At 62.3% G+C, this 8,147-nt stretch carries 10 protein-coding genes and 1 pseudogene; 2 read left to right on the top strand and 9 right to left on the bottom strand.

What is annotated here, in order from left to right; genetic code table 11:
* The coding region (locus tag AC1DWA_RS26325; RefSeq protein ID WP_477917223.1) for a PadR family transcriptional regulator at positions 1–529 on the top strand (529 nt) is incomplete at its 5' end.
* 242 nt (positions 530–771) lie between these two features.
* Here AC1DWA_RS26325 and AC1DWA_RS26320 read toward each other — a convergent pair.
* Positions 772–1,131 (bottom strand): annotated as a pseudogene (locus AC1DWA_RS26320) (VOC family protein); the annotation flags it as partial.
* Between the two features lie 60 nt (positions 1,132–1,191).
* Between AC1DWA_RS26320 and AC1DWA_RS26315 the strand changes: the two are divergent.
* Positions 1,192–1,599, top strand: coding sequence for a hypothetical protein (locus AC1DWA_RS26315; RefSeq protein WP_019748092.1), 408 nt, complete (start codon positions 1,192–1,194; stop codon positions 1,597–1,599).
* 46 nt (positions 1,600–1,645) lie between these two features.
* Here AC1DWA_RS26315 and AC1DWA_RS26310 read toward each other — a convergent pair whose 3' ends face one another.
* Genes AC1DWA_RS26310 through AC1DWA_RS26275 form a run of 8 tightly spaced genes read right to left on the bottom strand, consistent with a single transcriptional unit; the run spans position 1,646 to position 8,067 of the window.
* Positions 1,646–2,389: a DUF6390 family protein gene (locus tag AC1DWA_RS26310; RefSeq protein ID WP_134999493.1), complete on the bottom strand. Its 744-nt coding sequence runs from the start codon at positions 2,387–2,389 to the stop codon at positions 1,646–1,648.
* Positions 2,389–3,459, bottom strand: coding sequence for a hydrogenase expression/formation protein HypE (gene hypE, locus AC1DWA_RS26305; protein ID WP_477845927.1), 1,071 nt, complete (start codon positions 3,457–3,459; stop codon positions 2,389–2,391). Before hypE ends, AC1DWA_RS26310 begins: the two co-directional genes overlap by 1 nt.
* A complete protein-coding gene (hypD, locus tag AC1DWA_RS26300) occupies positions 3,449–4,561 on the bottom strand; it encodes a hydrogenase formation protein HypD (protein ID WP_477845926.1) in 1,113 nt (370 codons plus the stop codon). Before hypD ends, hypE begins: the two co-directional genes overlap by 11 nt.
* On the bottom strand, positions 4,558–4,857 hold the full coding sequence (locus AC1DWA_RS26295) for a HypC/HybG/HupF family hydrogenase formation chaperone (protein WP_020907459.1): 300 nt from the start codon (positions 4,855–4,857) through the stop codon (positions 4,558–4,560). The genes hypD and AC1DWA_RS26295 overlap by 4 nt, the downstream gene beginning before the upstream one ends.
* A gap of 16 nt (positions 4,858–4,873) precedes the next feature.
* Positions 4,874–7,162, bottom strand: a complete 2,289-nt coding sequence (hypF, locus tag AC1DWA_RS26290) for a carbamoyltransferase HypF (RefSeq protein ID WP_069146019.1) — start codon at positions 7,160–7,162, stop codon at positions 4,874–4,876.
* On the bottom strand, positions 7,159–7,443 hold the full coding sequence (locus tag AC1DWA_RS26285; RefSeq protein WP_019748086.1) for a HypC/HybG/HupF family hydrogenase formation chaperone: 285 nt from the start codon (positions 7,441–7,443) through the stop codon (positions 7,159–7,161). Before AC1DWA_RS26285 ends, hypF begins: the two co-directional genes overlap by 4 nt.
* 3 nt (positions 7,444–7,446) lie before the next feature.
* The gene (locus AC1DWA_RS26280; protein ID WP_069146018.1) at positions 7,447–7,941 is read right to left on the bottom strand and encodes a hydrogenase maturation protease; all 495 of its coding nucleotides are present in this window, start codon (positions 7,939–7,941) and stop codon (positions 7,447–7,449) included.
* A gap of 6 nt (positions 7,942–7,947) precedes the next feature.
* On the bottom strand, positions 7,948–8,067 hold the full coding sequence (locus tag AC1DWA_RS26275; RefSeq protein ID WP_003942178.1) for a DUF6893 family small protein: 120 nt from the start codon (positions 8,065–8,067) through the stop codon (positions 7,948–7,950).
* Positions 8,068–8,147 lie beyond the last annotated feature (80 nt).

Below are 8,147 nucleotides of genomic sequence, written 5' to 3'. Positions count from 1 at the left end.
GTTGTGGCCCAGCGCCGACCGACAGCGATACAACGCCCCCAAAATTCTGCTTGAACGCGGTCTGGTTACGGCGAGCACGGTAACGAAAGGCACTCAGCGCTCCCGCACGGTCTACTCCATCACCGACGAAGGCCGCACAGCGCTGAGTGACTGGCTCGCCACCCAGGCCACACCCCCCGCTTTGCAGTTCGAAGGCATGATCCGCGTGATCTTCGCCAACCAAGGCACGATCGCCGACCTGCGGACCAACCTGACTACCATGCGCGAACAGGCAACTCGGTCTCGAAGTCTGTTCGTCTCACACGCACAACGGATTTCGGCCCCCGAAGCCGGCACACTCCCCCAGCAGAATCATCTGATGGCACTGGCCAACCGGTTCATGATCGGCCACTTCAACCACATCGCCGAATGGGCCGACTGGGCGCTGGAAGAAACTGCTGACTGGCCCGACACAGTGCAACCGGCAACAACCCACCGAAAACGCACCGTCTCCACCCTCGCTCACTCGATAGACGATGGAAGCAGCTAGATCCCCCTCGAAAGCCATCGGACGCCGGTCCGACACCTTCTCGAAACCAGTTCGATCAGCGATCTTGAAGAGAACAGTCCGACGGACGCGGACCGCGGACGAACGATCAGAGAAAGCGGGACCCGCAAAGTCCGGTGACGAACGTGGATTCCAAGTGCACGGCGGGGAAGGATGTCGACAGCCGGCGGAGGCAGCACTGAACGACATTGAATCTGGAGTAATTTCTCCTCGGAGTGGTTGGTTCACGGGTAGACGGCGATCTCGATGAGGCTTCCGTCGGGGTCGCGACAATAGTGCGAGACCATCTCGCCGAGGGCACCCAGTTTGGTCACGGGCCCGTCGAGCACCTCGACCCCACAGTTCTCCAGGTGCTCACGGACAGTTCCGGGTGACGCAAGAGTGATGAAGCACAAATCCTCGGAACCTGCCGTCTCGACGGCGCCGGTGGTCCAGGCCGGGTCTTGCTCCGCCGATCCGAGAGGCCTCGGATTGATCTTCTGATCTCCGAACTTCACTGCAGTGCGTGCCGTGGGGCCGATTATCTCGATCGTCATTCCGAGTACCTTCGCGTACCACTGGGCGGTGGCGTCGACGTCACCCCGCCACCGATTGAAACGCGAAACGGCACCGAATCGCCGGTCAAGCGACTAGCGTCGAATCGTATGACTGCACTCAACGCTTTTGCACGTACCGGTGCCGCGGTCTTTGCGGCCCTTGCGATCTCCGGCGTGATGATGCCGGGTACCGCGGCAGCGGCGCCGAGCACGGTTCCGTTCCAGGTCGACCCTTACGTCCCGCTCGTCGACTTGCCCACTCCCCACCTTGCAGCGATCGTCGGCGAAGAACCGGGCGTCGCCGTGCTGCACGTGCAACGCGCACCCGGAGACGGAAACCCCCACTCCGCGGTCGTCCACTGGCTCAGTCTCGGCACCGGAGCGTACGGATCCGCATCATTTCCGACACTGGATGCACAACCCGTCACGATTCGTCCGGGCTCGGGTCAGGTCGTCGCATACGTCGATCCCCAGGCGATCGGAACACCGGGCCTCGGAACCTTCTTCGTGCCCTGACACCTGCGTATCCGCCAGACCGTGGTCCCTGCTCTGACAGGGCCTGTCACCTCGACAGCATCCGGGTCGCGATCCGCAATGCCGAGTCTTCCGCGGCATCCAATGCCCGTGATTGCTCTGACGTGATGTTGTCACACAGCCAATCCCAGTGCATCGTCACCAAGGCGCCCTGGACGGGCGTCGGTGCGAGTGAGCGGCCGTCAACGCTCCATCGCACTCGCTGCGTCACCGGCGTGCCGCGTACGAGTTGCTCACCGTCGAACTCGAGCGGGGACGAAACCACCAACGCGTGCTCCTCACTCACGTCCTCGACCACTCCCCATCTGATCCGGCAGTTCTGGAGGACGGACAGTGGGACCGCACCGCGCTTCCGAAGAAGCTTGACCCACGGATACACCAGAAATACGTGAAAACTGTGGTGCGCGAGCGCGCGGTCCCGATCCCCGAGGGCAGGGAGAAACCCGGTGTTCTCGCGTTCACCGAATGCCCCCCTCAAGTGCTGCAACAACGCCCCCGAATCAAGCGAGTCGAGGAGATCACCTCCTACCCAATAGGCTTCGATCACTCGCGGATCGAGAGGATCGTCGATGCCCGCACTTGCGGCCAATGCCTCGAGGTACGGCCACGCACCGTCGAATTGACGAGCGCGATCACGGTCGCCGCTGCCCGAGTTGCCGCTGGCCAGACGAAGCAGCACTGAAGGATCGTCGGGTCCGCAGTAACCCAACTCGTTCGGCGGATACGCGTAGCGGGCAAACAACGCCGGTCCGTTCATACCGACGGCAGTCATCAGCAGATCCGCGGAAGTTGTTCACCTGCCGGCAAATCCACTACCCGATTGCCTCCCAATGCCGTACGCGCCACCACCATTCCACGATGTTCGGCCACGCACTCCCCGATCACGGCAGCCCCCGCACTCAGTGGATTACCGCGCATCGCTTCCAGAATTCGATCGGAGTCTTCTCGCGGAACGAAGGCGATCAACTTACCCTCGTTGGCGACGTACAAAGGATCCAGACCGAGTAGCCCACAGGCGTCGCGCACGTCAGCGGGGATCGGCAGATCTCGTTCCACCAGCGCAACACCGATATTCGACGCTTGAGCAATCTCGTTGAGAGTGGCGGCAACTCCGCCCCGGGTAGGGTCGCGCAAGACGTGGATGTCGACGCCGGTGGCAATCATGTCGGCGACCACGCCGTTGAGCGACGCGCAATCACTGCGCACCTCGGTCCCGAATTCGAGACCTTCGCGACAACTCATCACGGCCACCCCGTGAACACCGATGTCGCCGCTGACGATCACGACGTCACCCACTTGTGCGCGAGTGGGGTTGATGTCCACCCCGTCGGCGACAATCCCGATTCCCGCGGTGTTGATGAAGACTCCGTCGCCGTGACCGGCATCGACAACTTTGGTGTCACCCGTCACCAGTCGAACGCCGGCAACGTGCGCAGCCCGCCCGAGCGCCTTCGCGATCGCCGCGATGTCGGTCAACGCGGTCCCTTCTTCGAGGATGAATGCCGTCGACATCACCAAGGGTTGTGCTCCCGCCATCGCCAGGTCGTTCACCGTTCCGTTGACCGCAAGATCGCCGATCGTTCCGCCGGGAAACACCATGGGTTTCACGACGTACGAGTCCGTCGAGAAGGCGAGCCGCACCCCGCCGATGTCGAATACAGCCGAGTCGCCGAGCTCGGCAGCGGCAGCGCTTCCGAACGAGGGCAGGAACAGATGCTCGATGAGCTCGGCGGACATCGCTCCCCCACCGCCGTGTCCCATGACGATGTTCGGCGAATCACGCAGCGGCAGTGGGCACACCCATGCCGACAGGTCCACGACCGCGGTCTCCTCAGCCGGCATGACCCGCCTCCTGCAGTTCCAGGCGTCGGTACAGGTAGTAAGCAGCGCACGCCCCCTCGGACGACACCATCGTGGCACCGAGTGGATTCCGCGGAGTACATTCCTTCCCGAAGGCACTGCACTCGTGTGGCTTGATCAAGCCTTGCAATACTTCACCGGACCGGCAGACACTCGACTCGTCGGTGTGGATATCGGTCACCGAAAAACGTTCTTCCGCATCAAAATACGCATACTTCGGCGCCAGCTGCCAACCACTGTTCGGGATCGATCCGATGCCGCGCCACGTCCGGTCCGACACCGCGAACACATCCTCGAGCATCGCTTTCGCTGCGGTGTTGCCCTCCGCCGTGACAGCACGGGCGTAGGCATTTTCGACCTCGTGTCGACCCGATTCCAACTGCAGCACAGTCTTTCTGATGCCCTCCAGGAGATCCAGCGGCTCGAATCCGGTGACGACTATCGGGACCCTGTACTTCTCGGCGAGGGCCGGGTACTCCGACGTTCCCATCACACTGCACACATGCCCGGCCGCCAGAAATGCCTGCACGCGGCACTCTGGCGAGTCCATTATCGCGGCCATTGCCGGCGGGACCAGAACGTGCGAGACGAGCAGCGAGAAGTTCTTGATACCCAGGCGATTGGCCTGATAGACGGTCATGGCGTTGGCTGGCGCTGTGGTCTCGAATCCGATCCCGAAGAACACCACTTGCCGGTCCGGATTCTCCTTGGCAATAGTCAGTGCATCCAACGGAGAGTACACCACGCGAACGTCGCCGCCGGCGCTCTTGATCCGGAACAGATCCGACGAACTCCCCGGAACTCGCAACATGTCCCCGAATGAACAGAAAATGACATCGGGCTTTGCCGCGATTTCGAGAGCTTTGTCGATGATCTCGAGCGGCGTGACGCAGACCGGGCAACCAGGTCCGTGAATCATCTCGATCTGCTCTGGGAGTAGTTGATCGATGCCGTGCCTGATGATCGAATGTGTCTGACCACCACACACTTCCATGATCGCCCATCGGCGCGTGGCCAGCGCGCGTATCTGATCCAGCAGTTTGCCGGCCAGTTCCGGATCGGAGAACTCGTCCAGATACTTCATGATTCCGTCTCCTTCGGTTCGATCCCGGCGGCCCGGGCAGCCCTGGCGAACCCGTCACCGAATTCCTCTTCGAGTACGCCGAGGTGTTCGAATTCCGCCAGCGTGCTGCGTGCGGATTCCTCGTCGAGTCGTTGGATCGCGAATCCGACGTGCACCACGACGTACTCGCCGACTCGGGCGCCCGGAATGTATTCGAGGCACACTTCTTTTCGGACGCCACCGAAGTTCACCACCGACATCGTCGTTCCGTCGCGTTCCTCCAAGGACTCGATACGTCCTGGTACGGCTAGGCACATGGCACAACTCCTGACCTCATGACGAACTCCCGACCAGCACTTGGCCGTAGGCGAGACCACCGTCGTTCGGTGGTAACTGCAGTCCTGTCAACGGCGTGAATCCGGCCTCTCCGAGCAGGGCACACGCCCGGACGAGCAGGAGGGGGTTCTGGAAGACGCCTCCGGTGAGAACTACCTCGTCCACTCCCGCCAGTTCCCGGCCACGGATTGCCCACTCGAGTACGAGGTGCGCGACGGATTCGTGGAAGCGCGCGCCGATCACGTCGGCGGGCACCTTCGCTCGGAGATCACGGACAACGGCCCGAATGACCGACCGTGGATCAGCTGTCCAGGAATCGTCGTCCGACTGCACCCAGTCGAAGGTGTACCGCGACGGGGCGCTGGCAGTTCCCCTCGAAATGCCCTCCAGTTCGATGGCGGCCTGCGCTTCGTAGTCGACGCTCTGACGAACCCCGGTCAGCGAGGAGACTGCGTCGAACAACCGCCCCATGCTGGAGGTGTCCACACACCCGAAACCGGTTTCCAACTGGTGAAGTAGGACCGACTGCTCTCGTGGCGGACAGGCTGCCACCGGCGCGAGGTCGGTTTCCCAGTCCAACCCGGCATGCCAGAGGTGGGCGAGCGCCATTCGGTACGGTCGTTCCACTCCGGCATCGCCCCCTGGCAGCGGTACGTATCCCAGATGCGCGAGACGGCGATAACCCTTGTACGTCGCCAGCAGCAATTCCCCTCCCCACACTGCGCCGTCCGCCCCGTAGCCGGTGCCGTCGAACGCTATTCCGAGAACCGGTTCGCTCCCGTCCCGGCCGTTCTCCCCCATCACGGAAGCCACATGTGCGTGGTGATGCCCGACGACGCGCACCGGTCGGTCGCCACTACGACTGCGAGCCCACGAGGACGAGCGATACCGAGGATGCTCGTCACAGGCAATCTGGTGCGGCACTACTCCGGTGATCGACTCGAAGTGACTCTCCGAGGCAGCAAAACTGTCGAGGACAGCGAGGTCGCCCATGTCTCCGATGTGCTGACTCGGCCAGACATACGCACCCTCGGCAAGACAGAAGGTGTTCTTCAGATCGGCCCCGACCGCCAAGGTGGGCGGTAGATCGAACGGCGCCGCAACGGGCAGCGGTGCATATCCGCGCGAGCGACGAAGCAACTGTCGTCCACTGCCGACTATTCGCATCACCGAGTCGTCACACGGCATCAAGATCGGACGGTTGTGGGTCAACACCCCGTCGGCCAGGTCACCCACCCGTTCGAGATCGTCGTCAGAGTACAGAATTGGCTCGCCACCGATGTTCGCCGACGTCATCACCAACGCCGCGGGGCCCGCAGCGTCTCCCGCCAACCCGAGAAGAAGATGCTGAATCGGGTTGTAGGCCAGCATGATTCCGATGTCCGGAATGCCTGGGGCAATCGAAGGAGACAGCGTGTATCCAGACGCTTTGGTAACCAGCACTATGGGACGCTCGCGCGAGGACATGGCATCGGCCTCGGCATCCCCGACCACACCCAGCGCTCTGGCTTCTCTCACATCGCGCACCATCACCGCCAACGGCTTGCTCGGTCGATGCTTGCGTTCACGCAAATCGTGAACCACGCGATCATCACGCGCATCGCAGGCCAAGTGGAATCCTCCAATTCCCTTGACAGCAAGAACCTTCCCGCCTCGTAGCAGCGATCGGGCTCGTAGCAGTGCACCCTCGCCGGCCACCGCGGGCGCGTCGCCTTCCACGAACGAAAGCGTTGGACCGCACTCCGGGCAGGCAATCGGTTGCGCATGAAACCGGCGGTCGGAGGGATCCACGTACTCTGCCGCACAGTTCGCGCACAACGGGAACCGCTTCATCGTCGTAGCGGCCCGGTCGTAGGGCATCGACTCGATGATCGTGAATCGTGGACCACAATTGGTGCAGGTGATGAAGGGATGACGAAATCGCCGATCGCTCGGATCAGCCAGCTCCCGCAGGCAGTCGTCGCAGATCCCGACGTCGGCCGGCGCCAAGGTTCGCCCGACCGCCCCCGCATCCGTCTCGATGATGCAAAACCCCTGACGACCTAGCGGCGGCGAGTCCTCGCGCTCTATCGACTCCACTCGTGCCAGCGGTGGGGGGCGGTTTCGCACCCGAGCGACAAACGCATCGATTGCCTCTCCGTCGCCTTCGATGTCGATCACGACCCCGAGAGCAGAATTTCCCACCGAACCCGACAGTCCCAGTTCGGTCGCAGTCGCGTGAACGAACGGCCGGAATCCCACACCCTGGACTACGCCACGAACGATGACACGGCTGGCGACCATCATGTCCCGACCTCGCCGGTACGAGTACCGGACTCGTCGATCTCACCGTCTTGACCACGGCCCATCAGTTCGAGGCCGGCCCGGGCGCGCTGTGCTCCCTGTTCGTCGACCTTCTCGACTGCAAAGCCCATGTGGATCACCACCCAGTCACCTGCCGTGACGGTGCCTTCGTCAAGCATCCCGATGTTGACCTTGCGCGGTGCACCTTCCACGTCGACGAGGGCGAGTTGACCGCCGTATCCGTCCAGTAGTTCGCGTACCCGTCCCGGAATCCCCAGACACATGACTCACACCTCCGGCCCCAAAGTGGTGGCATCACAATCCACGTCGATCGACCGGACGAGTGCCATCACCGCAGAGGCGGCTTGCCCTACCGAATCACGCATCTCTGTGCTCAATCCGATTCCGTCGCCAATCGATTTCGCGTGTGCCCCCACCACGAACGTCCGCGGGAGTGCTCCGCCGAGGGCCTGCAAGCTGGCAAACACCGAACTCGGATGCATCGAGTGTGCGTCGAAACCTCCTTGCGAGCCTTCACTTTCGGGATCCACTTCGATGATCGCAAGCTTCCCCGGAACTCCGGTCACCGGTAATGCGTCGATCAGCACCAGCGCGTCCCACGACTCCAACAAGTCGTATGCCAGATGCACACCACGAATCCCGTAGTCGACCAGGCGAACCCCCGTCGGGAGATTCTCATGCTGCAACGCTCGAACAACTTCGGGGCCGAATCCGTCGTCTTCGAGAAATATGTTTCCGACGCCTGCAATCAGCACGCGCACAGTGCTTTACATCTTTCGCATTCGCAGATAGCGCTGGATGTCCGGCATCGACACCACCAGAACGATCGCGGCTGCGATCGCGGTGGCGCCGAGAAGTGCCGTCGACAGCAATCCCATGCTCCTCATGGCGGGTTCTCCTCTCGATAGCAGTGAAGTCCGAAAGCTGTGAAGTCCGACAGCTGTGAAGTCCGACAGCGTGAAGTACG

The sequence above is a fragment of the Rhodococcus sp. P4_F3_2 genome (assembly GCF_056401335.1).
The sequence above is the reverse complement of the archived record's forward strand: the minus strand, read 5'-3'. Positions and strand labels throughout refer to the sequence as shown.

What these genes read in the sequence shown, in the direction of transcription:
- AC1DWA_RS26315 (WP_019748092.1), top strand. Translation starts at nt 1,192, where the DNA reads ATGACTGCACTCAACGCTTTTGCACGTACCGGTGCCGCGGTCTTTGCG.
- AC1DWA_RS26310 (WP_134999493.1), bottom strand. Translation starts at nt 2,389, where the DNA reads ATGACTGCCGTCGGTATGAACGGACCGGCGTTGTTTGCCCGCTACGCG.
- hypE (WP_477845927.1), bottom strand. Translation starts at nt 3,459, where the DNA reads ATGCCGGCTGAGGAGACCGCGGTCGTGGACCTGTCGGCATGGGTGTGC.
- hypD (WP_477845926.1), bottom strand. Translation starts at nt 4,561, where the DNA reads ATGAAGTATCTGGACGAGTTCTCCGATCCGGAACTGGCCGGCAAACTG.
- AC1DWA_RS26295 (WP_020907459.1), bottom strand. Translation starts at nt 4,857, where the DNA reads ATGTGCCTAGCCGTACCAGGACGTATCGAGTCCTTGGAGGAACGCGAC.
- hypF (WP_069146019.1), bottom strand. Translation starts at nt 7,162, where the DNA reads ATGATGGTCGCCAGCCGTGTCATCGTTCGTGGCGTAGTCCAGGGTGTG.
- AC1DWA_RS26285 (WP_019748086.1), bottom strand. Translation starts at nt 7,443, where the DNA reads ATGTGTCTGGGGATTCCGGGACGGGTACGCGAACTACTGGACGGATAC.
- AC1DWA_RS26275 (WP_003942178.1), bottom strand. Translation starts at nt 8,067, where the DNA reads ATGAGGAGCATGGGATTGCTGTCGACGGCACTTCTCGGCGCCACCGCG.